The 20,066-nt window shown below is 63.2% G+C and carries 18 protein-coding genes and 1 pseudogene; 8 read left to right on the plus strand and 11 right to left on the minus strand.

The features are described 5' to 3' along the window. The 9 genes from NKH19_RS03415 to uxuA all read right to left on the minus strand — a co-directional run bounded on the left by NKH19_RS03415 (position 1) and on the right by uxuA (position 9,986). A complete protein-coding gene (locus NKH19_RS03415) occupies positions 1 to 1,206 on the minus strand; it encodes a CaiB/BaiF CoA transferase family protein (RefSeq protein ID WP_352981813.1) in 1,206 nt (401 codons plus the stop codon). Positions 1,207 to 1,227: 21 nt separating this feature from the next. After that, positions 1,228 to 2,013: an SDR family NAD(P)-dependent oxidoreductase gene (locus NKH19_RS03420; protein WP_352981814.1), complete on the minus strand. Its 786-nt coding sequence runs from the start codon at positions 2,011 to 2,013 to the stop codon at positions 1,228 to 1,230. A 1-nt stretch (position 2,014) separates the two neighbouring features. After that, a complete protein-coding gene (locus tag NKH19_RS03425) occupies positions 2,015 to 3,010 on the minus strand; it encodes an ABC transporter permease (RefSeq protein ID WP_352981815.1) in 996 nt (331 codons plus the stop codon). A 45-nt stretch (positions 3,011 to 3,055) separates the two neighbouring features. Beyond that, on the minus strand, positions 3,056 to 4,588 hold the full coding sequence (locus NKH19_RS03430) for a sugar ABC transporter ATP-binding protein (protein WP_352981816.1): 1,533 nt from the start codon (positions 4,586 to 4,588) through the stop codon (positions 3,056 to 3,058). Next, on the minus strand, positions 4,578 to 5,561 hold the full coding sequence (locus NKH19_RS03435; RefSeq protein WP_352981817.1) for an ABC transporter permease: 984 nt from the start codon (positions 5,559 to 5,561) through the stop codon (positions 4,578 to 4,580). Before NKH19_RS03435 ends, NKH19_RS03430 begins: the two co-directional genes overlap by 11 nt. Before the next feature lie 71 nt (positions 5,562 to 5,632). Further along, on the minus strand, positions 5,633 to 6,664 hold the full coding sequence (locus tag NKH19_RS03440) for a sugar ABC transporter substrate-binding protein (RefSeq protein ID WP_352981818.1): 1,032 nt from the start codon (positions 6,662 to 6,664) through the stop codon (positions 5,633 to 5,635). Positions 6,665 to 6,690: 26 nt separating this feature from the next. Further along, the gene (locus NKH19_RS03445) at positions 6,691 to 7,542 is read right to left on the minus strand and encodes an IclR family transcriptional regulator (protein WP_352830887.1); all 852 of its coding nucleotides are present in this window, start codon (positions 7,540 to 7,542) and stop codon (positions 6,691 to 6,693) included. Next, positions 7,542 to 8,684, minus strand: coding sequence for an ABC transporter substrate-binding protein (locus NKH19_RS03450; protein WP_352981819.1), 1,143 nt, complete (start codon positions 8,682 to 8,684; stop codon positions 7,542 to 7,544). The genes NKH19_RS03445 and NKH19_RS03450 overlap by 1 nt, the downstream gene beginning before the upstream one ends. A gap of 117 nt (positions 8,685 to 8,801) precedes the next feature. Beyond that, complete coding sequence (gene uxuA / locus NKH19_RS03455; protein ID WP_352981820.1) at positions 8,802 to 9,986, minus strand: mannonate dehydratase; 1,185 nt, start codon at positions 9,984 to 9,986, stop codon at positions 8,802 to 8,804. Between the two features lie 166 nt (positions 9,987 to 10,152). Between uxuA and NKH19_RS03460 the strand changes: the two genes are divergently transcribed. From NKH19_RS03460 to NKH19_RS03470, 3 genes are read left to right on the plus strand one after another with little or no spacing between them, the layout of a single operon-like run. After that, positions 10,153 to 10,917 carry a FadR/GntR family transcriptional regulator gene (locus NKH19_RS03460; RefSeq protein WP_352981821.1) on the plus strand — a complete coding sequence of 255 codons (765 nt, stop codon included), beginning with the start codon at positions 10,153 to 10,155 and terminating at the stop codon, positions 10,915 to 10,917. Beyond that, on the plus strand, positions 10,910 to 11,695 hold the full coding sequence (locus tag NKH19_RS03465; protein ID WP_352981822.1) for an SDR family NAD(P)-dependent oxidoreductase: 786 nt from the start codon (positions 10,910 to 10,912) through the stop codon (positions 11,693 to 11,695). Before NKH19_RS03460 ends, NKH19_RS03465 begins: the two co-directional genes overlap by 8 nt. 4 nt (positions 11,696 to 11,699) lie before the next feature. Beyond that, the gene (locus NKH19_RS03470; RefSeq protein ID WP_352981823.1) at positions 11,700 to 12,818 is read left to right on the plus strand and encodes a mannonate dehydratase; all 1,119 of its coding nucleotides are present in this window, start codon (positions 11,700 to 11,702) and stop codon (positions 12,816 to 12,818) included. 259 nt (positions 12,819 to 13,077) lie between these two features. Here NKH19_RS03470 and NKH19_RS03475 read toward each other — a convergent pair whose 3' ends face one another. After that, positions 13,078 to 13,974: a LysR family transcriptional regulator gene (locus NKH19_RS03475; RefSeq protein WP_352981824.1), complete on the minus strand. Its 897-nt coding sequence runs from the start codon at positions 13,972 to 13,974 to the stop codon at positions 13,078 to 13,080. 268 nt (positions 13,975 to 14,242) lie between these two features. Here NKH19_RS03475 and NKH19_RS03480 point away from each other — a divergent pair, with 268 nt between their 5' ends. Next, positions 14,243 to 14,977 (plus strand): SDR family NAD(P)-dependent oxidoreductase, encoded by a 735-nt coding sequence (locus NKH19_RS03480; protein WP_352981825.1) that lies wholly within the window; start codon positions 14,243 to 14,245, stop codon positions 14,975 to 14,977. A 148-nt stretch (positions 14,978 to 15,125) separates the two neighbouring features. After that, positions 15,126 to 15,724, plus strand: a pseudogene (locus tag NKH19_RS03485) (NADPH-dependent F420 reductase). Positions 15,725 to 15,871: 147 nt separating this feature from the next. Here NKH19_RS03485 and NKH19_RS03490 read toward each other — a convergent pair. Then, positions 15,872 to 16,528, minus strand: coding sequence for a GntR family transcriptional regulator (locus NKH19_RS03490; protein WP_502910875.1), 657 nt, complete (start codon positions 16,526 to 16,528; stop codon positions 15,872 to 15,874). Between the two features lie 335 nt (positions 16,529 to 16,863). On the opposite strand from NKH19_RS03490, the gene NKH19_RS03495 reads away from it, so the two are divergent. Genes NKH19_RS03495 through NKH19_RS03505 form a run of 3 tightly spaced genes read left to right on the plus strand, consistent with a single transcriptional unit; the run spans position 16,864 to position 20,060 of the window. Further along, entirely contained in the window at positions 16,864 to 17,991 is a 1,128-nt protein-coding gene (locus NKH19_RS03495) for a BMP family ABC transporter substrate-binding protein (RefSeq protein ID WP_352879467.1), read from the plus strand. 45 nt (positions 17,992 to 18,036) lie between these two features. After that, a complete protein-coding gene (locus NKH19_RS03500) occupies positions 18,037 to 19,134 on the plus strand; it encodes an ABC transporter permease (RefSeq protein ID WP_352981880.1) in 1,098 nt (365 codons plus the stop codon). Beyond that, complete coding sequence (locus tag NKH19_RS03505) at positions 19,134 to 20,060, plus strand: ABC transporter permease (RefSeq protein WP_352981826.1); 927 nt, start codon at positions 19,134 to 19,136, stop codon at positions 20,058 to 20,060. Before NKH19_RS03500 ends, NKH19_RS03505 begins: the two co-directional genes overlap by 1 nt. Positions 20,061 to 20,066 lie beyond the last annotated feature (6 nt).

Raw genomic sequence — 20,066 nt, forward strand, 5'->3', positions numbered from 1 at the left:
TCAGGCCGCGTCCACGGTCATGTCGCCGGATGCCTCCAATGCTGCGATTTCCTCCTTGGAGAGGCCGAACTCGGCCAGGATCTCGCGGCCATGCTGGCCGACCAGCGGCGCCGGCCGCTCGATGGTCGCGGGCGTCTCGCTCATCTTGACCGCGGGTGCCACCACCCGCACCTTGCCGCCGCGCGGATGATCATAACTGGTGATCATGCCCATATGCTTGACCTGCGGGTCCTCCGCCGCACGGCGGATATCCTTCACCTCGGCGCACCAGATGTCTACCGCCAGCAGCCGTGCCAGCAGCTCCTGCGTGGCGAATTTCTTCGTCTCCGCATTGACCTTCTCGAACACCTCGTCGCGCTTGTCGAACAAGGTCTTGAGGTCGTCGTAGACGGCAAGCTGCGGCGCCTCCAGCACCTCGAAAAGCGTCTTGAACGGGCTCATCGCGAGCGAGATGTAGCCGCCGTCCTTCGTCTCATAGATGCCGAACGGCGCCTGCATGCCGGGATGACCGATGCCAGAATTGGGCCGCACGAAATCCTCGCCGAGGTTGAGCACGGCGACATATTCCTGATTGAGATGCGCCAGCAGGCCGGCCAGAAGATTGACCTCGATCTTCTGACCTTTGCCGGTCTTCTCGCGATAATAAAGCGCCGAAAGGATGCCGTAGACCATGTTCATGGCGCCGATCTGGTCGGCGAGTCCGGCGCCGGCCGGAACCGGCGCCTGATCGCCGCGGCCGGTGTTGGCAATCAACCCGGCAAGCCCCTGGATCAGCATGTCCTGGCCGGGGCGCTCGACATAGGGGCCTTCCTCACCATAGCCGGAACCCGAACAATAGATGATGCGCGGATTGACGGCCTTGAAGTCCTCATAGCCGTAGCCGAGCTTGGCCAGCACGCCGGGGCGGAAATTCTGCACCACCACATCGGCGCTCTTGGCCATCTCCATGAGGATGGCGTGCACTTTGCGGCTCTTCAGGTTGAGGGCAATCGAGCGCTTGTTGCGGTTCCAGGCGAGGAAATTCGGACTCTCGGAGCCGCCCACCCATTTTGCGAAGAAGGTCATGCCCCGGAACATGTCGCCGGCGCCGGCGCGCTCGACCTTGATGACATCGGCGCCCATGTCGCCGAGCAGCTGCGTGGCGAACGGCCCCTGCAGCAAATGGCTGAAATCGAGGATGCGGACGCCTTCGAGGGCCTTGTTCATTTCATGTCTCGTTTCGTGTTTTCAAAGCAGTTCGGGAACGTAGCGCGGTGCGGCGGTCAGCCCGCCATCCACACGCAGATCGGTGCCCGTGGTGAAGCCCGCGGCATCGGAGGCGAGATAGATGGCGGCCTCGGCCACTTCGGAAGGTTCGCCGATGCGGCCGAGCGGATGCATCTTGACCCAGGCCTTGGCCAAGTTGCCGCCGATCTCCTTGATCAGCCTGTCATTCATCGGCGTGTTGATGGTGCCCGGCGAGATCGAATTGACGCGGATGTTCACCGGCCCAAACTCGACCGCCATCTGGCGCGTCATCGCCATCACCGCGCCCTTGGCGCCGGCATAGGCGGTCCAGCCGTCGAGACCGATATGACCCTGCGCCGATGCCATGTTGATGATCGAGCCGGACTTCTGCGCGATCATGTGCGGCAACGCGTATTTGCAGCCGCGAAACACGCTGGTCAGGTTGACCGCGATCAGCCGGTGCCATTGCTCATCGGTCATCTCGTGCACCGGCATGCCGCCAATGGCGATGGCGGCATTGTTGACCAGGACGTCGAGGTGCCCAGTCCTGGTGACAGCGCTGTCGATGAGGCCGGCGATCTCGGCCTCTTGAGAGACATCGCAATGCACGTAATCGGCCTGACGGCCGGCGGCGCGAAGCGCGGTCGCGAATTCCTCGCCCGCGCCGTCGGCTATGTCGCCGAGGAAGACATGCGCGCCTTCACGCGCCATCGCTTCAGCGATCGCGTGCCCGATACCGTCGGCGGCACCGGTGATGACGGCGGTTTTCCCTTCGAGACGAGCCATGTCAGCCTCCATTCGCGCGCCGGCGTTTCGCCTCGTCGAAGGCGACCGCGGCGATGATGATCATGCCGGTGATGACCAACTGCCATTCGGTCGGCAGCCCGAGGCCCCGCAGGCCGTTGGACAGGAACTGCAGGATCAGCACGCCCAGCGCCATGCCGGTCAGGCTGCCGATGCCGCCGGCAAGGCTGACCCCACCGAGCACCGTCGCGGCGACGACCTGGAATTCGAAATTGAGCCCCGCCGTATGCTGCGCCGAGCCGACGCGTGCGGCGAGAATAATGCCCGCAACCGTCGCCAGCAGCGAGCTGATGATGAAGCAGATGAACTTGACGCGCCGCACATCATAGCCGGCCAGCCGCGCCACTTCCTGATTGCCGCCGACGGCGTAGATCTGCCGTCCGAACGGCCGATGCCGCATCATGTAGGCGAAGGCGGCGAGCAGGACGATGGCAATGACAGCCGAATAGGGGATGGTGTTGAACAAGCGGCCATCCGACAGAGCGATGAAGCTGTCGAGGCTGGCATCGTCCGGGATGGCACGCTGGCCGGTATAGAGATAGACACCGCCGCGCATGATAAACATCGTGCCCAAGGTCATGATCAGCGAGTTGATGCCGGCATAGGCGGTGAGATAGCCGTTCACCATGCCGATGATCAGCCCAAACAGCAGCGCGCAACTGACGCCGAGCCACAGCGAATTGGTGTCGTTCATGACGATGATCAGCGGCAGGGCAATGGTCGCGAGCAGCGAGCCGATCGAGATGTCGACCTCGCCGGAAATGAAGACGATGGCGCAGCCAATCCCGGCGATCAGCGGCAGCGACGCCTGACCAAGCACATTGGTCAGATTGCGCACGGAGAAGAAATTCTCGACCGTGAAGGAAAAGAACGCCAACACCAGGATAAGGCAGACGAGCAGCGCCAGTTCCTGCCGGGCAAAGAGCCGCACCAACATGGATGGTTGGGCCCTTGCGGAAGCCGTGGCTGCAAAGCTCATCGCATGCTCCCTTCGAGGCGGCGCTGATCGCTGGATGTCATCATCTTAGCCGATCGCCGCATTGAGGATCTTCTCCTGTGTGGCTTCCTCGCGCGACATGATCACGGTCAGGCGGCCTTCGCACATCACCGCGATCCGGTCCGCAAGACCGAGCAGCTCCGGCATCTCGGACGTCATCATGACCACCGCCAGGCCCTCGCCGGCGAGCCGGTCGATCAGCGCGAAGATTTCCGACTTGGCACCGACATCGATGCCGCGCGTCGGCTCGTCGACGACGATCACTTTCAGGCCCCGCATCAGCCAACGCGCGATCAGCACTTTCTGCTGATTGCCGCCCGACAGGTTCTTCACCTGCTGGAACAGGCTGGGCGTCTTGATGCGGAAACGGTCGACATAGTCCTGCACCGCTTTGTGTTCCTTCGCCTTGTCGACGAACCCCAGGCGGGCGAAAGCACCAAGCGAGGCCAGGCTTGCATTCTGGTAGACAGGCAGTTCGCCCATCAGCCCTTCGCTCTTGCGGTCCTCGGTAAGCAGGCCAATGCCCAGCTTGACGCCGGTGCGCGTATCGTGCGGCGCGAGCCGGCTGCCGTCGACGGTGATCGTCCCCGCGGTGATTGGGTCGTAGCCGACGATCGCCTTGGCGAGTTCGGTGCGGCCCGCGCCCATCAACCCGAAGAAGCCGAGCACCTCGCCGGCGCGCGCCTCGAAGGAGACGTCGGTCAGCTTCTTCGCCGTGCTGAGGTTCTCCACCGACAGCGCGACCTTGCTGCCCGCCGCGCCGCGCTGGCGGGGAAACAGATTGTCGATGCGCCGGCCGATCATGTCCTGGATCAGCGTGTCGTTGGTGTGCTCGCCGATCGGCCTAGTCGAGATGTGGCGCCCATCGCGCAGCACGGTCACCGTGTCGGCGATCTCGAAAACCTCGTCGAGCTTGTGGCTGACATAGACCACCGCGATGCCAAGGCTGGCCAGCCGGCGGATGACTGTGAATAGCAGCGAGACCTCGTTCGGCGTCAGCGAGGATGTCGGTTCGTCCATCACCACGACGCGGGCTTCATGGGCGAGCGCACGGGCGATCTCGACCATCTGCTGCTGGCTGACCGGCAGCGATCCCGTGCGTGCCGCCGGATCGACGTTGAAGCCGATGCGGTTGAACAGCGCGGCAGAATCGGCACGAATCCTCTTCCAGTCGATCGAGCCGGCTCTGCCGGTCGGATAGCCTTCCAGGAAGATGTTCTCGGCAACGGTGAATTCGGAGATCAGCGCGATCTCCTGAAACACGACCTTGATGCCTTCCTTCAAGCTGTCGCGCGGCGACTTGATGTCGACCTCGCGCCCGCGCATGCGGATGGTGCCGGCATCCTTGCCGTAGACACCAGCCATGATCTTGATCAGCGTCGACTTGCCGGCGCCGTTCTCGCCCATCAAGGCATGGATCTTGCCGGGCTCCAGGCTGAAGTCGACATTGTCGAGCGCCACGACGCCGGGGAAGCGCTTGTCGATGCCGCGCAGTTCGAGCGCCGGCACGCTGGTGTCGATGGCCGCGCCTTCGCCAGGGTGAAGGAAATCAACGGACATTGGCTCTGTTCCGGATGATGTCGAGATAGGTTGCAAGGATGATGACGACGCCCGGCACCACCATCTGCAGGTCCTGGTTCCAGCCGAGAATGATGATGCCGTTGTCGATCACCTTCAGCACCAGTACGCCGAGCAAGGTGCCGAACAGCGATCCACGGCCGCCGAGCAGGCTGGTGCCGCCGAGGATGACGGCAGCAATGACCGTCAGTTCGAAGCCGCGGCCGGCGGTCGGCTGGCCGGCATTCATCAGCGACGACAGGATCATGCCGGCAACGCCGACGCAGAGCCCGGTGAGAACGAAGGCGAACAGCTTGAGGCGCTCGGAGCGAAGGCCGGACAGGCGCACCGCCTTTTCATTGGCGCCAACGGCATAGAGGTAGCGGCCGAGCGTGGTGAAACGCAGCGTCACATAGGCAAACACGAAGATCAGCGCCGCCAGGATGACGGGGACCGGCACCGCGCCGACGTAGCCGGCGCCGAGATCGGTGAAGCTCGCGAGCTGATTGTGGTTCTGCACCGCCTCGCGCGTGAACAGATAGACGCCGCCTTGCAGCATCATCATCGTGCCGATGGTGGCAATCAGCGAGTTGACCCGGAGCCTGGTAACGACCAGCCCATTGAACAGGCCGACCCCGCCGGCAAAGGCAAGTGCCGCCAGCAAGCCGAGCGTCAGGCTCTGTGTAGAATTGAGCACCGCCATGCCGATGCAGCCGACAAAGGCGAGTGAAGCGCCGACCGACAAATCGACCTCGGCGGTGATGATGAGCATGGTCATGCCCGAGGCAACGATCAGCACCAGCGCGCATTGGCGCAGAATTGCGATGATGTTGGCCTCCGAATAGAATTGCGGCGCCGCGATCGAGATGGCGATGCACAGCACAGCCAGGATGACACCCAGCACAAGCTGGCTGCTGCCCAGCAGCTGGCCGCCGACAAGGCGCTTCGGCGCGGAGGCGTGTATAAGCTCGCTCATCTCAATCCATTCCGGGCCGCCGTGGTTCAGGCGCCCTTCCCGCAATGCGGGAAGGGCAAAGTCGGTCGGCTTTATTTCTTCAGGTCGGCGGAGGTCTTCATGCACTTTGCCGGCGGCTGCAGTGCGTTGACGGCATCCCATTTGATGGTTCGGGTGGTGCCGTCGTAGTCGTAGAACTTCTTCCAGTCCTCGCCGTTCATCGGCGCGGTCGGGCTGACGATGTGCTCCGGCACTTCCTCGCTGTTGAACAGTTTCACCGCGGCATCGATGGCGGTAAAGCCTTCCTTTTCCGGGAACATCGCGGCCTCGATACGATACGATGGCTCGTTCTGCATCGCGTTGATGAAGGCAAGCCCCTCGCCGCCGGTGCCGACGGTCAACAGGCCGTCCTGCGGCTTGCCGGCCGCCTTCCAGGCTTGCAGGCCGCCCAGCGACGACGAGTCGTTGATGCCGTAGATGATGTTGATGTCGGCATTCTTGGCGAGTGCCGCCGAAGACACTTCGAGCGCGCGGTCCGGATTGCCGCCGCCGTCGAGGTCGTGGACCATGACCGCGTCAGGGATGACGGTCTTCAGCCCGTCCATGAAGCCGTGCGAGCGCAGCACCGTGGCGGAAAGCAGCGGCAGGCCGACATTCATCACCTTGGCAACGCCGCCGAGCTTTTCCTTGGCATATTTGCCGGCCTCGACCCCGGAGAAATAGCCGGTGTCATAATCGCAGATGGCGACCATCGTGGTCATGCCCTTGACCGGATTGCCCTCGAGCACAACCGGAATGTTGGCGGCTTTGGCCTGACGCAGCAGCGGCACCACACCTTCTTCATTCACCGGCGTGATGATCAGCACATCGACGCCTTTGGCAATGAAGTCTTCGGCCGCGGCGACCTGCTTGGATATGTCGAGATTGGCGTCCTGCACCTCGACCTCGATGCCGAGTTCCTTCCCGTGAGCCTTCATGCCCTTGATGACGTTCTGGTACCATTCATGGGTGGCGTAATTGGTGACGTAGCCGATGCGCTTGGGCATGTTCTCGGCATATGCAGCCGCCGCGCTCATGGCCAGCGCGGCCGCGGACGCAAACAGGATTGACTTGGACCAGTGCATTTTCTTCTCCCAGGTTATCGCTTTTGTTAATCGCTGAACGGGTAGTCCCGCCGTTCCGGGTCGGCACGTAACGAAGAGTTGGATTCCCCCCAACCGAGCTCCGCCGATATCTTCTCGGCGGCTGCCCGGGTGCGTTCGAAGACGGTCTGCCGGTCGAACCGTGCGGCCTTCTGCGGCAGCAGCGGGACCGTGAGTGCGGCGATGACGGCGCCGGTGTGGTCGCGCACCGGCATGGAGATATTGGTGCAGGCTTCGACGGCCAGTGAGGCACGCATCTCGTAGCCGAGCCTGGCCACCTCGTTCAGCCGTGCCTCGATTTCGGCCCGCGTGCCCTGTCCTTCGCCGGCGGTCACGATGCGATCGACAATGCGGTCGCGCTCGGCCCGGTTCGAATGGGCGAGCAAGACCGCGCCTGAACTGGTTTCGAGGATCGGGAAATGCGACCCCAAGGCAACCGAGTAGCGCATCGGCAGCGGTGAATCGATCTGCAGCACCACCAGCGCGTTCTGGCCTTCGCGCACCACGAGGTGGCAACTCTGATCGGCATTGGCGGTCAACTCACGCATCACCGGCAGCGCGCATTCGACCAGCCGGTTTACCGGCGGGTGCATGTGCGCCAGCTCGAACAGCTTCAGCGACAGGCGGAAGCGGTCCGACTGCGTGCGAAAGATGTATCCGCGCTTTTCCAGCAGGAGCAGGATGCGGTAGATTTCGTGAATGGAGCGTCCGAGGCCGGCCGCGATCTCGGTCTGGGTCAGCGTTTCGGCGCTGGCTGCCATGAACTCAAGGACGTCGAGCGCCTTGTCTACCGCCGGTACACGATAGCCGTTGCGGCCGCTTTCGCTGTCGTCGAGCGTCTCGGTAACGCTGGCGGCCATCACGCAATGCTCCGTTCCGGTTGCCTGGTTTCGCGGTAGAGGCGATTCACATGGTCGGCGAGTTCGGCAGCCGAAATGTCGCCGGCGATGGCGGCCGCCGCATGCGGCGCGCATTCGCGGAAGAAGGCGATGAAGCCTGAATGCGTCGGACGCAGATAGGACGAGCTGATCGTCGCAAGCGTCGAGCTGAAGAAATTGCCGGTGAGATGGTTGACCTCGACATCCATCCAGGCCGCCAGCGATCCCGGCTGTCCGCCCGACTTCACATAGTCGCCGCGCTGGTATTCGGGCGAGCACAGGAACACCGCGTAGTCGATCGCGGCCTGCTTGTGTTTCGACCGGGCGCTGACGCCGATGCCGGCACCGCCGAGCAAGGCTCCGGCGGAGTGCGGCGTCGGCACGTCGGCAAAGCGCAGACACGGCCTGTCACTCCTGGAGGCATAGTTCACATAGCCGAACGCGAAAGGCACATAGACCACGTCGTCATGCGCGATCATGTGGTCATAGCAGCGGATTGGGTTCCATTTTGATGAGTTCGGATGCGACAGCGCCGCAAGCTCTCGCAATTGAGTGATGGCCTGCTCGACCGTCTCCCTGGCAATGAATTGCCCACCGTTCTCCTGTGGGCGGCCAAGCGTCAGAAGCATGCACATGGCATCCGTCGGTACCGAGGGCAGGCCGAGCCACTTGCCGTTCTTGCGGGCGCGCCGACCAAGCTCGACCACCTCGTCATGTACGCGCGGCACCGGCCCGTAACGCTCCAGGAGATCCGGGCGATAGGACGCGACCTGACAAGCGGCATCGATCGGCAACGCCCATTGGCGTCCGTCCTTTGCGTAGGAGCGCCAGGACGCACCGACCGAATCGTGTTCGAAGAAACGGATTTGTTCGGCCGACAGATAGGCGTCGAACGGCACCATCAGTTCATCCTTCGCGATGTCGCCGATGAAGGGATGGTCGAGCACGACCAGATCGTAAGTGCCTAGCACCGAACCGAGAGCACCCTCGCCGAATTCATAGAGGCTGCGGCGGTCCCATTCGATTTCAAGGCCTGGATTGCCGGCGCAATACGGCGCCACGCTGGCGTCGAGCGGACCCCAGCAGCGTCGATGATCCCACGCAAGACCGCGCAGTCTTGTCATTTCAGGCAATTCCTCCCTGGCAACCGAGCCCGCCCGGCCCGCAGTCGTAGCAGGTATTTTCACATAGACAAGTAACTTTTACATATGCAAATGGCCGGTTTGACTTCCTGACGAGCTTCAAGCCAGACCGAACCGCTCGACGGCGCGCATGATGCCACGCAGCTCGGCGAGGCCTTTCAGCCGCCCGATCAGCGAATAGCCGGGATTGATCCTGGTCTTGCCGATATCGTCGGCGAGCAGATGGCCGTGGTCTGGCCGCATCGGAATGCGCCAGTCGGCGCGGCCCTCCTTCCGGCGCCGCGTCTCCTCCTGCATCAGAGCGAGGATGACATGCGCCATATCGGTGCCGCCCTCCAGATGCTCGGCCTCATAGAACGAACCATCATCCTCGATGGTGATGTTGCGCAGATGGACGAAATGGATGCGATCGGCGAACTCCTTGACCATAGCGACGATGTCGTTGTCGGCGCGCGTGCCGTAAGAGCCGGTGCAGAACGTCAGGCCGTTGGCCGGACTGTCGACGGCGTTGAGGATGAAACGCGCATCCTCGGCGGTCGAGACGATGCGTGGCAGGCCATAGAGTGAGAAGGGCGGGTCGTCTGGATGGATGCACATGCGCACCCCCTCTTCTTCGGCCACCGGAATGATCTCGCGCAGGAACCAGGCAAGGTTGTCGCGCAACTCCTTCGGTCCGATCGCGTCGTATTCCGCCAGGGCCTCGCGAAAGCTGTCCCTGTTGTAGCTGCGCTCCGTCGCCGGCAGGCCGGCGATCAGGTTGCGCTCGATCCTGTCGATCGCCTCGCTGCTCAGTGCCTTCAGTCGCGCTTCCGCTTCGGCGATGCGGGCGGCACTGTAGCCGGCCTCGGCATTCCTGCGCTTCAGCACGAACAAATCGTAGGCCGCGAAATCGACCGCGTCGAAACGCAGCGCATAACCCGTTGTTGGAAGCCGATAGGCCAGGTCCGTGCGGGTCCAGTCGACCACGGGCATGAAATTGTAGCAGACCGTCTCAATGCCGGCCTTGGCAAGTGCGCGGATGCTGTCGCGATAGAAGCCGGCGTAGCGCTCGCGTTCCGGTGCGCCGATTTTGAAGGAATTGTGGACCGGGATGCTCTCGACAACCGACCAGGTCAGCCCTGCCGCCTCGATGATACGCTTGCGCTCCAGAATGCTCTCGAGCGGCCAGGCGCGCCCGTCATAGATATCGTGCAAGGCCGTCACCACGCCCGTCGCACCCGCCTGCCTGACATGATCGAGAGTTACCGGGTCGCTCGGTCCATACCAGCGCCAGCACTGTTCCATGAAGCCTCCTCAATGTTAGCAAGGCGACCATATTGTTGGACCACAGAGCTGTCAACAAGCTGAATTCTTCTTGAATTAGCCATCGATGCGCCTGTCTATCCGGTATCAATTGATTTTCTATCCGATTAGCCCTATGTTTGGTCCAACAAATAAGGAGGATAACGCCTTGGACCAAGAAGCGGCGGACGATACCGGGGTCAGCAGTTCGGCCGTCGACCAGACAGTGCGGCAGATCCTCGACCTCATTCGCAACCGCGCCATGTCCGTAGGCGACGTCCTGCCAACCGAACGGGAACTTGGCGAACTGTTCGGCGCCAGCCGCAACACGATACGCGAGGCGCTGCGCACCATCCGCACCTACGGCCTGATCGACCCCAAGCCGCGTGTCGGCGCGGTACTGGCCGACCGCCAGAATATCGCGATCCAGAACTTCTTTGCCGCCCAGATGGATATTTCGAAGACCTCTTTTCACGATATACAGGGGTTTCGCCGCATCATCGAAGTGAGCATCGGCGACCACATCATCCTCAATGCCAGCGCCGCCGAACTCGACGCCCTGGACGAGGTCAACGGCCTGATCGAAGCCAGCAAGGACGTCCAGGAAGCCGCGCGGCGCGATTTCGATTTCCATCTGGCGCTGGTGAAGCTTGCCGGCAACCGCATGCTGGTGCAGACCTATCAATTCCTGTCGCCGGTCATCCTGCACATCATGACCGTCGGCAAATCCATCCGTCCGGTGCTGAGCAAAACACGCCACGCCCATGGCGAGATCATCGCGGCTCTGCGGGCGCGCGACCGCATCGCCTACAGCTACCTGATGAGCCGACATCTCGATTTCGGCCTGCGCTTCGTTCCCGACGACCTCGAAAACGCCCGCACCTCGCCGGCGCTGCCGGACCCGACATCTTCCAAGGATTCGCACCATGTCTGAGTTTGAGAACAAGGTTGCGCTGATCATCGGCACGACCGGCATCGCGCTCGCCACCGCGAGACGCCTGGCGCAGGGGGGTGCTGCGATCGTCGCCTGCGGCATCGACCGTGCAGCCAATGCGGCCATGCAGGAAAGCCTTGCCGGAGCCGGAGCGAATGCGCTGGTGCAAACGGTGGATGTTTCGGTTTCCGACCAGGTTCGCGACGCGGTCGCGACCGGCGTCGCGAAATTCGGCGGCATCGACATCATCGTCAATTCCGCGGCGGTGCATCCTTACGGGACAGCGACGACAACCGACTGGGAAACCTGGAACCGCGCGATGACGGTCAATGTCGGATCGATCTACCTGACAGCCCATTTCGGCATCCCGGAAATGATCAAGCGTGGCGGCGGCGCCATCGTCAACGTCGCTTCGGTGCAGGGCTTCGCCTGTCAGCAGAACGTCGCCGCCTATGCCACGACCAAGGGCGCCATCCACACGCTGACGCGATCGCTGGCGCTGGACTACGCGGCGGCGGGTATCCGGGTCAATTCGGTCAGCCCAGGCTCGATCCGCACGCCGATCCTCGAAAAGGCCGCACGCGGCGACAATGGCAGTGATGCCGATGTCGAAGAGGCCTATCGGCGCTTCGGCGCGGCCCATCCGCTTGGCCGCATCGGCGAACCGGAGGAGGTGGCGGAACTCATCGCCTTCCTGTGTTCGTCGAAGGCCGGCTTCTGCACTGGCGCGGACTACAGAATAGACGGTGGTCTGACCGCCGGCATCGGCGTGAAGTAAAGCCATGAAGATCGGTCTTGGCCTTTACCGGGAGTCGCTGACCCCTGATAATTTCCGCTTCGCCCGCCAGGCAGGCGCCACCCACATCGTTGCCCACCTCACCAACTATTTTCGCGGCCGCGATCCTTCGCTGTCCGCCGGCAGCGAAGCCGAGGGTTGGGGCGATTGCTCCAGCGATGAGCTTTGGGATTATGAGGATTTCGTCGGTCTGGTGAAGACCGTGCGCGACAACGGCCTGGAAATCGCCGCGATCGAGAATTTCTCGCCGCGTTTCTGGTCGGACGTGCTGCTCGGCGGTCCTGACAGGGCAAAACAGATCGAAGGATTAAAGCGCCTTGTTCGCGATGCCGGACGTGCCGGTATTCCCTGTATCGGCTACAACTTCTCGATCGCCGGCGTCTGGGGCTGGTCGCGCGGCCCATTCGCTCGGGGCGAGGCGATGTCGGTGGGGCTCGATCTCGCTGCCATCGATCCCGATCTGCCCCTCCCCGACGGCGTGGTCTGGAACATGCGCTATCGTGCCGGGCGGCCGAATGCCGAAACGGTAAAGGTCAGCAGCGATGAGCTTTGGCGGCGGCTCGACGTCTTCCTTCGCGAGATCATACCGGTGGCCGAAGAAGCTGGCGTTGTGATGGCGGCGCACCCCGACGATCCGCCGGCCGAGGCGCTGCGTGGCGCCGCGCGGCTCGTCAACCGGCCAGAGAAATACGATCGGCTGATGGACATCGTCGACTCGCCGTCCAATGGGCTGGAGCTCTGCCTCGGCTCGCTGCAGGAGATGCCCGGCACCGACGATATCTACGGACACGTCCGGCGCTTCGCCCGAAGCAAACGCATCGGCTACATCCACTTCCGCAATGTGCGTGGCAAGGTGCCTAACTATCATGAGACTTTCGTCGATGACGGCGACATCGACATGGCCGAGATCGTCCGCATCCTGCGCGACGAAAACTATGATGGCGTGATGATCCCGGACCATACGCCGGAGATGTCCTGTGACGCGCCCTGGCACGCCGGAAAGGCCTTTGCCTTGGGCTACATGCGTGCGCTGGTCCAGAACGCTGCGGCGCTGGGGCCTTCTCGGACCGCCCAAGCCACCAACATCCGGATGCAAGCCTCATGACAAAATCGACGCCCCTCCATGATCTCAAGCCTGGTGAGATCCACGTCGCCAGTGGCGCGTCGCCACGCTACGCGTTGGGGGCGAACTGATGCCGACCTGAGCAACGACCCTCGGTGAAGTCCGTACCCCGCCAGTAGTGTGGCCCTCACGCCGGTTGCGATACGGCGCAACATTCGCGGACTGAACGACGCCGCTTCAAACGATCGCAGCTCGGCTTCCGACCGGATTACGGCAAGCGTCGCCGGCGACCTGCCGGGCGTCAGTCGCGCGATAGGGACAGCCCCGCGAGAAGCGGCGCGTACGCGGCGAGCCTGCGGGATACGAACTCCGTGAAGAGCCGCACGCGCTTCGTCTTGCGTGTTTCCCCCTGTGTGAGGAGCCCAACCGTTCCGTACATGTGCAGGTCGGTGCCCGGCACCCTCACCAGTAGGGGGTCGGCATCTCCGACGAAGCACGGCAGTGTCGTGATCCCGAGCCCTTGCCGTACGGCAACGATCTGCGCCTCGGCGTCCGAGGTCCTGAATGGAACCCCCGTGGCGCGAACCTCACCCTCGCTGGCCCAGTCCGGGATACCATGAATGCTTATGACGATCCACCGGATGGGATCAGGCGCGCCCGCACGCCACGCGGCTAGTCGATCGCAGGACATGTAGACGCCGCCGAACAGCTCCGGTCCCTTCAGGCCGTGAAGATTGAGCGGCAGGGTTTTGCGGTCGTAGACGACGCGGATCGCCACGTCGGCCTCTCGATTGGTCAGATTTGCCAGCTCGCCGGACGACAAGATTTCCATCTCGATGTCCGGATGCAGACGCGCGAAATCGGCGAAGTCCGGCATGAGCAGATGTGTCGCGAGGGGCGGCGCCAGCGTCACCCGCAGAAGCCCGCGCACGCTCTGGTCGCGCCCGAAGACGCGCGTCTCCAGCTGGTGCGACGAGGCTTCCATCTGGTTCGCGAGCTCGAGGACCTCCTCGCCCGCGGCCGTCAGGCGGTAGCCCGAAGGCAGCTTTTCGAACATCTGCGCCCCTAGGCGTTCCTCGAGCTGAGCGATGCGTCGCAGCGCGGTCGAGTGATTCACCCCGAGGCGCTCGGCGGCGGCCCGCACTGAGCCTGCGCGCGCGACGGCAAGAAAGTAGCGGACGTCATCCCAGTCGATCATGGTGCAATCCAGCACCGCGCGGTGCGCCTTCCAAAGCCCGTATCTAACACGTCGAACAGCAGTACGGGTGGTCATAATAGCCTATGTCGACGAGTGCGGCCCAATTCCGAACGGCGGACACCGATCGTCGCGGCCGGCGTCAGTCGTCCAACCGGATCGATTTCGCACCACCGATGTGCGCGCTTCCGCACTCAACAACTGACGCCGGCGGACCCATTTCGAGGTCCTCGGAGGCAGATGCTGTCTCGACACCACGAAAGGAGAAGTTATGGGAAAGCTTGAGGGTAAGGTTGCAGTCATCACGGGCGGATCGAGCGGCATGGCGCTGGCGAGCGCCAGGCGGTTCGTTGAAGAAGGCGCCTATGTTTTCATCACGGGCCGGAGACAGGAGGCGCTCGACGAGGCCGTCAAGCTGATCGGCCGGAACGTGACCGGCGTGCGCGGCGACGCGTCCAATCTCGACGACCTCGACCGCCTGTTCGATACAGTCAAGCGGGAAAAGGGCAAGATCGACGTCCTGTATGCGAGCGCCGGCACCGGCGAAGCCGTCCCACTGGGCGAGATTACCGAGCAGCACTTCGATGCGGCCTTCAACCTGAATGCGCGCGGCACGCTGTTTACGGTTCAGAAGGCGTTGCCGCTGTTCAACGATGGCGGATCGATCTTCATGACCGGGTCGGTTGCTTCGATCAAAGGGTTTCCTGGTTACAGCGTGTATGCGGCGAGCAAGGCGACGTTGCTCGCATTCGCACGCGGATGGCTCAACGAACTCAAGGGCAGGAATATCCGGGTGAACGTGCTGCACCCAGGGCCGATCGCCACACCGATGCAGGACCAAGTTCTCACCGAGGAGGCGAAGCAGATGTTCGAATCCCTGATCCCGCGGGGAAAGATGGGGCGTCCTGAGGAAATTGCGGCGGTCGCGCTGTTTCTTGCTTCAGACGATTCGAGCTTCGTGAATGGGGTGGAGTTGTCTGTCGACGGCGGCTTCTCGGCCATCTGAAATCGCGCCGGATCGCGAGAAGCGGCTGACCGGCGGGAACTAGCGTGTCCATGGTGGAGCACTACGCAAAGGTCGCCACACAGCGGAACGGATAACCCAGCGCCGTTGAGGCTGGGGAAACAATACCAACACGGATCGGAGAAGCATTATGAACTACGCGATTGTAGGATTCGGTAAGATAGGCCAGGCCCTCGCCCACGCCTTCGCCCGTAAAAACATCGACGTGACCGTCGCGAGCCGCCGGCCGCCCGAGGCGTTGGCGCCGCAGGCTCGGGCGATTGGACCCTCGGTCGTCGCCAAGTCGCTGCGGGAAGCACTCGAGGCCGACACAATCATCTTGGCGGTCCCTTTCGGGGAGCATCGCGAGGTTGCGAAAGCCCTGCCGAGTTGGAAAGGCAAGACGGTCATCGACGCGATGAACGGTTTCCTGTGCCTGAAGAGCTGGACGGCCTCCCGTCCTCCGCCTTCGTTGCGAAGTCGTTCACCGGCGCCAAGTTCGTGAAAGGCTTCAATCACCTGGTTGCGGCCACCCTGGCTACCGATCCGGTCGTCGGAGGCGGCCACCGGGTCGTCTTTCTGTCGAGCGACGACGAGGACGCGATCGCACCCGTGGCGGCCTTGGCCAAACAACTCGGGTTCGCACCCGTCAAGCTGGGAAAGCTCAACGAGGGTGGCGCGCTGGTGCACGCACGCGGCCGCACTTGGGGCCAGCTCATCTTCCAGGATTTGTTCAAGAAGGAGCAGTAATCGATCTACGACCGTGTGTGATCGACGCCGAGAACTGGTCGCGCGCTAACCTCTTCGAGCAGCGACCGAATATTTGAAGGCCACAAAGTCGCGCAGCCAGATCCGTATCTTCGGCGCTATGTGCCGGTGCTGCAACCAGTTGGTTTCTCAGTCGGCGGTGACCGGCGTCGTGCTTGCGGCTTTCGGCTGGTCACCGACGGCAAAGACGGCACTTGCCTCGCTGACAATCGAGACGTGATTCTTGGCCGCGGTTCCGGCTGCGGTACCATCGCCGCGCAGGATGGCGGTGACGATGGCGTCATGCTCTTGCCAGGACTTGGCCAGGCGGCCGGCTAGCCTGAACTGCGCGCGGCGGAAGGGGGCGAGGCGGCTGCGCGTCGTCGCGGTCAGCTCTTGGATGTGCGTGCTATGGGCGCCGCGATAGAGCCGGCTGTGGAATTCGGTGTTGAAGTATTCATAGTCTTCCTCGGCGCCCAGCCGCACCAACCGGGCCGAGGCTTGGTGTTCGATCTCGAGCGTGCGACGCTCGCCGCCGGTCATGCGTTCGGCGCAGAAGCGGGCGCAGATGCCTTCCAACTCGGCCATGCTTTCGAACATCGAGGCGAGATGCTCCTGCGTCACCACGGCGACGATCGCGCCCCGGTTAGGTCGCCTTTCGACAAGGCCCATGACGCTGAGCTGGCCAAGTGCCTCGCGTACCGGCGTGCGTGACACCTCGAAGCGGGCGGCGAGCGAAGCCTCGTCGAGCTTTTCACCAGGGCGCAGCACGCCGGTGACGATGCGGTCGCCGATCGCCCTCACCATCTGATCGACGGTCGTGCCTGACCGGATCAGGCTGCGCTTTCCCGACAAATCTGCTTCGCCTTCCGTGCTTCTACGTCCGAACCATGAAATCAGCGCCGAACGGCGTGACCCGACTCGCCTCGCATCCTCTATGCCTATATTTTAATCCGCCTGTCAAATTGGCTTCATTTAAGGCAGCAAGTGTATGCAATTGCCTTTCAATTGTGCAGCGCAAAAGATATTCATTCCTGATTTCATTATATAAATCTTCTGTTTTGAACTGGCACAGCGATTGCATGCACTTTCTTGAAAAGGCGTTAACCGACCCGGAAAGGGTCCTACAGGGGAGCATTCACATGACCGACCGATTCATGCTTAGCCGTCGCCAATTGCTCAAGACCACCGCCGCGGGAGCCGCACTCGGGCTTGCCTCCGCGGCCTTTCCCATCAGCAAGGCGTTCGCCGCGAGCGCCACGGTCGGCTTCATCTATGTCGGCCCGAAGGATGATTACGGCTACAACCAGGCGCATGCCGAGGGGGCAGCGGCGCTGAAAGGCATCGAGGGCATCACCGTCGTCGAGGAGGAGAACGTACCGGAGACGGTCGATGTCCAAAAGACGATGGAATCGATGATCAATCTCGACGGCGCCTCGCTGATTTTCCCGACCTCGTTCGGCTATTTCGACCCCCACATGCTGGCCATGTGCGCGAAATTCCCCGACGTTCAGTTCCGCCACTGCGGCGGCATGTGGAACAAGGACAAGCATCCGATGAATGCCGGCTCCTACTTCGGCTATATCGGCATGGGTCAATATCTCAACGGCGTCGTCGCCGGCCACACCTCCAAGACCAAGAAGCTCGGCTTCGTCGCGGCCAAGCCCATTCCGCAGGTGCTGCTCAACATCAACTCCTTCCTGCTCGGCGCGCGCTCGGTTGATCCGACGATCACTTGCCAAGTCATCTTCACCGGCGAATGGTCGCTGGCGGTCAAGGAGGCGGAAGCCACCAACGCACTGGTCGACCAGGGCGCCGATGTCATCACCTGCCATGTCGACAGCCCGAAAGTGGTGGTCGAGACGGCAGCCGGCCGCGGCGCCTTCGTCTGCGGCTACCACGCCAACCAGAGCCCGCTGGCACCCGAGAAATACCTGACCGGCGCCGAATGGAACTGGGCCAAGGTCTACAAGATGTTCGTCGACGATCTCGTCGCCGGCAAGCCTTTGCCCAACTTCACGCGCGGCGGTCTGGCCGATGGTTTCGTCAAGATGAGCCCGCTCGGCCCCGCCGTCTCCGAGCCGGCGCGCAAACAGTTCGACGCCACACTGGCCGAAATGATGAAGGGCGGCTTCGCCGTCATCAAGGGTCCGCTGAACAGCAACAAGGGCGCTGTCGTGGCCACAGAGGGCCAGGCTTTCCCCGAGAACGCGATCGAACTCGAAAGCATGGACTATCTGGTCGACGGGGTCGTCGGCTCGACTGCCTGACCGAAAGAGAGCGGGGCGATGGCGGAGATAGTGACAGAAGCCGGCATGCCGGTGACATTCGGCGCCAGGGGTCATCCGGCAGCGCTGGAATGGATGGCGCGGCGGGCGGAAGCATTCGTCATTCCGCTGGCGGCGCTGGTCGTCGGCATGGCCCTGTTCAGCCTGTTCATCCTGGCTGTCGGCAAGTCGCCGGTCCAGCTCTATGAAACGATGTGGCGCGGCGGCTTCGGCTCGTGGTTCTCGGTGCAGAACTCGCTGTCACGCGCCGCACCCCTGTTGCTGGCGGCGCTCTGCGTGGCGCTGCCGGCGCGGCTCGGCCTCGTCGTTATCGGCGGCGAGGGCGCCATCGTGCTCGGCGGCGTCGCCGCCGCGGCAGCAGGCACGGCGCTCGACGGCGCCCCCTCCTTCATCGTCATTCTCGTCATGGGCGTAGCGGGCATGGCCGCCGGCGGCATCTGGATAGGTGCCGTCGGCGCGCTCCGCCATTACCGCGCCGTCAACGAGACCATCTCCAGCCTACTGATGGCCTATATCGCCATCGCCCTGATGAACCAGCTGGTCGAAGGGCCGCTGCGCGACCCAGCCTCGCTCAACAAGCCCTCGACCCAGCCGCTGGCCGATATCTACCGCATCGGCAGCATGCCGGGCATGGAGGTACATTGGGGCCTTGCCGTCGGCATCATTGCCTGCGTTCTGTCCTGGGTGCTGATCGAAAAGACCCGCTGGGGCTTTGCCGCCCGCATCGCTGGCGGCAATGTCAGAGCCGCCCAGGTGCAGGGGCTTGCCGTCGGCTCGCTGATCGTCGGCTTCACCGGGCTGGCCGGCGGCTTCTCCGGTCTTGCCGGCATGCTGGAGGTCGCGGCGGTGCAGGGCAGCGCCAACGCCTCGCTTGCCGCCGGCTATGGCTATACCGGCATCCTCGTCGCCTTCCTCGCCCGCCACAATCCGCTGGCCATCATCCCTGTCGCCTTCCTGCTCGGCGGCATCGACGCCTCCGGCGGGCTGATCCAGCGCCGCATGGACCTGCCCGACGCCACCGTGTTGGTGCTGCAGGGCATGCTGTTCATCGTCATCCTGTTCAGCGAGACCCTCTACGGCCGCTTCAAGGCCTTCAATCCCGATCTCTGGCAAAGGAACAGTTGATGGACGCCAGCGGGATCGGTCTCTGGGGCGTACCGCTTGCCATCCTCGGCGGCGCCATCCGCGTCTCCACGCCCTTCATCTTTGTCTCGCTCGGCGAAGCCATCACCGAGCGTTCGGGCCGCATCAACCTCGGGTTGGAAGGCACGCTGGTGTTCGGCGCCATGGCCGCGTATGCCGTGGCGGTTATGACCGGCTCGCCCTGGCTCGGCCTCATCGCCGCCGCCTTCGCCGGCCTGTGCTTCGGCCTCTTCCACGGCTGGATCTGCAAATTCCCGAAGGTCAACGACATCGCCGTCGGCATCGCCTTGATGCTGTTCGGCTCGGGCCTCGCCTTCTTCTTCGGCAAGCCGTTCATCCAGCCCTCGGCGCCCGACCTGCCGGCCATTCCGTTGGGCGCCTGGTCGGACATTCCGCAGGTGCAGGCAGCCCTCGACGTCAACGTGCTGTTCCTGATCGGCGCCGCACTTGCGGTGTTCCTATGGTGGGCCTTCCGCAACACCCGCGCCGGCCTCATCGTGCGCGTCGTCGGCGACAGTTCCGACGCCGCGCGCGCCATGGGCCTCAATCCGAACGCCGTGCGCCTGATCGCCACCGGCGTCGGCGGCGCGCTGGCCGGCATCGGCGGCGCCTATCTGTCGCTCTATTATCCCGGCAGCTGGACCGAACGCATCTCGTCGGGCCAAGGGCTGATGGCGGTGGCGCTGGTCATCTTCGCGCGCTGGAACCCGCTCGGCTGCTTTGCCGCCGCCCTTCTGTTCGGCGGGGCAGGAGCGCTTGGTCCTGCCCTGCAATCGGTCGGCGTAACGCAGGGCTATTACCTCTTCTACGCCGCCCCTTACATCCTCACCCTGATCATCATGATCGCCACCTCGTCGCCGAGCCGCTCGCTCGCCGGCGCACCGGGCGAATTGTCGATCACCAAATGAGACCGG

The sequence above is a fragment of the Mesorhizobium sp. M1338 genome (genome assembly GCF_040318045.1).
In the GTDB taxonomy this organism is placed as follows: Bacteria; Pseudomonadota; Alphaproteobacteria; order Rhizobiales; family Rhizobiaceae; genus Mesorhizobium.

Bases quoted from the DNA above. Each gene is read 5' to 3' on its own strand.
- NKH19_RS03505 (WP_352981826.1), top strand. From the start codon at position 19,134: ATGGACGCCAGCGGGATCGGTCTCTGGGGCGTACCGCTTGCCATCCTC.
- NKH19_RS03490 (WP_502910875.1), bottom strand. From the start codon at position 16,528: ATGGTGAGGGCGATCGGCGACCGCATCGTCACCGGCGTGCTGCGCCCT.
- NKH19_RS03500 (WP_352981880.1), top strand. From the start codon at position 18,037: ATGCCGGTGACATTCGGCGCCAGGGGTCATCCGGCAGCGCTGGAATGG.
- NKH19_RS03425 (WP_352981815.1), bottom strand. From the start codon at position 3,010: ATGAGCTTTGCAGCCACGGCTTCCGCAAGGGCCCAACCATCCATGTTG.
- NKH19_RS03440 (WP_352981818.1), bottom strand. From the start codon at position 6,664: ATGCACTGGTCCAAGTCAATCCTGTTTGCGTCCGCGGCCGCGCTGGCC.
- NKH19_RS03495 (WP_352879467.1), top strand. From the start codon at position 16,864: ATGACCGACCGATTCATGCTTAGCCGTCGCCAATTGCTCAAGACCACC.
- NKH19_RS03415 (WP_352981813.1), bottom strand. From the start codon at position 1,206: ATGAACAAGGCCCTCGAAGGCGTCCGCATCCTCGATTTCAGCCATTTG.
- NKH19_RS03480 (WP_352981825.1), top strand. From the start codon at position 14,243: ATGGGAAAGCTTGAGGGTAAGGTTGCAGTCATCACGGGCGGATCGAGC.
- NKH19_RS03470 (WP_352981823.1), top strand. From the start codon at position 11,700: ATGAAGATCGGTCTTGGCCTTTACCGGGAGTCGCTGACCCCTGATAAT.
- NKH19_RS03475 (WP_352981824.1), bottom strand. From the start codon at position 13,974: ATGATCGACTGGGATGACGTCCGCTACTTTCTTGCCGTCGCGCGCGCA.
- NKH19_RS03430 (WP_352981816.1), bottom strand. From the start codon at position 4,588: ATGTCCGTTGATTTCCTTCACCCTGGCGAAGGCGCGGCCATCGACACC.
- NKH19_RS03435 (WP_352981817.1), bottom strand. From the start codon at position 5,561: ATGAGCGAGCTTATACACGCCTCCGCGCCGAAGCGCCTTGTCGGCGGC.
- NKH19_RS03445 (WP_352830887.1), bottom strand. From the start codon at position 7,542: ATGGCCGCCAGCGTTACCGAGACGCTCGACGACAGCGAAAGCGGCCGC.
- NKH19_RS03450 (WP_352981819.1), bottom strand. From the start codon at position 8,684: ATGACAAGACTGCGCGGTCTTGCGTGGGATCATCGACGCTGCTGGGGT.
- NKH19_RS03465 (WP_352981822.1), top strand. From the start codon at position 10,910: ATGTCTGAGTTTGAGAACAAGGTTGCGCTGATCATCGGCACGACCGGC.
- NKH19_RS03420 (WP_352981814.1), bottom strand. From the start codon at position 2,013: ATGGCTCGTCTCGAAGGGAAAACCGCCGTCATCACCGGTGCCGCCGAC.
- uxuA (WP_352981820.1), bottom strand. From the start codon at position 9,986: ATGGAACAGTGCTGGCGCTGGTATGGACCGAGCGACCCGGTAACTCTC.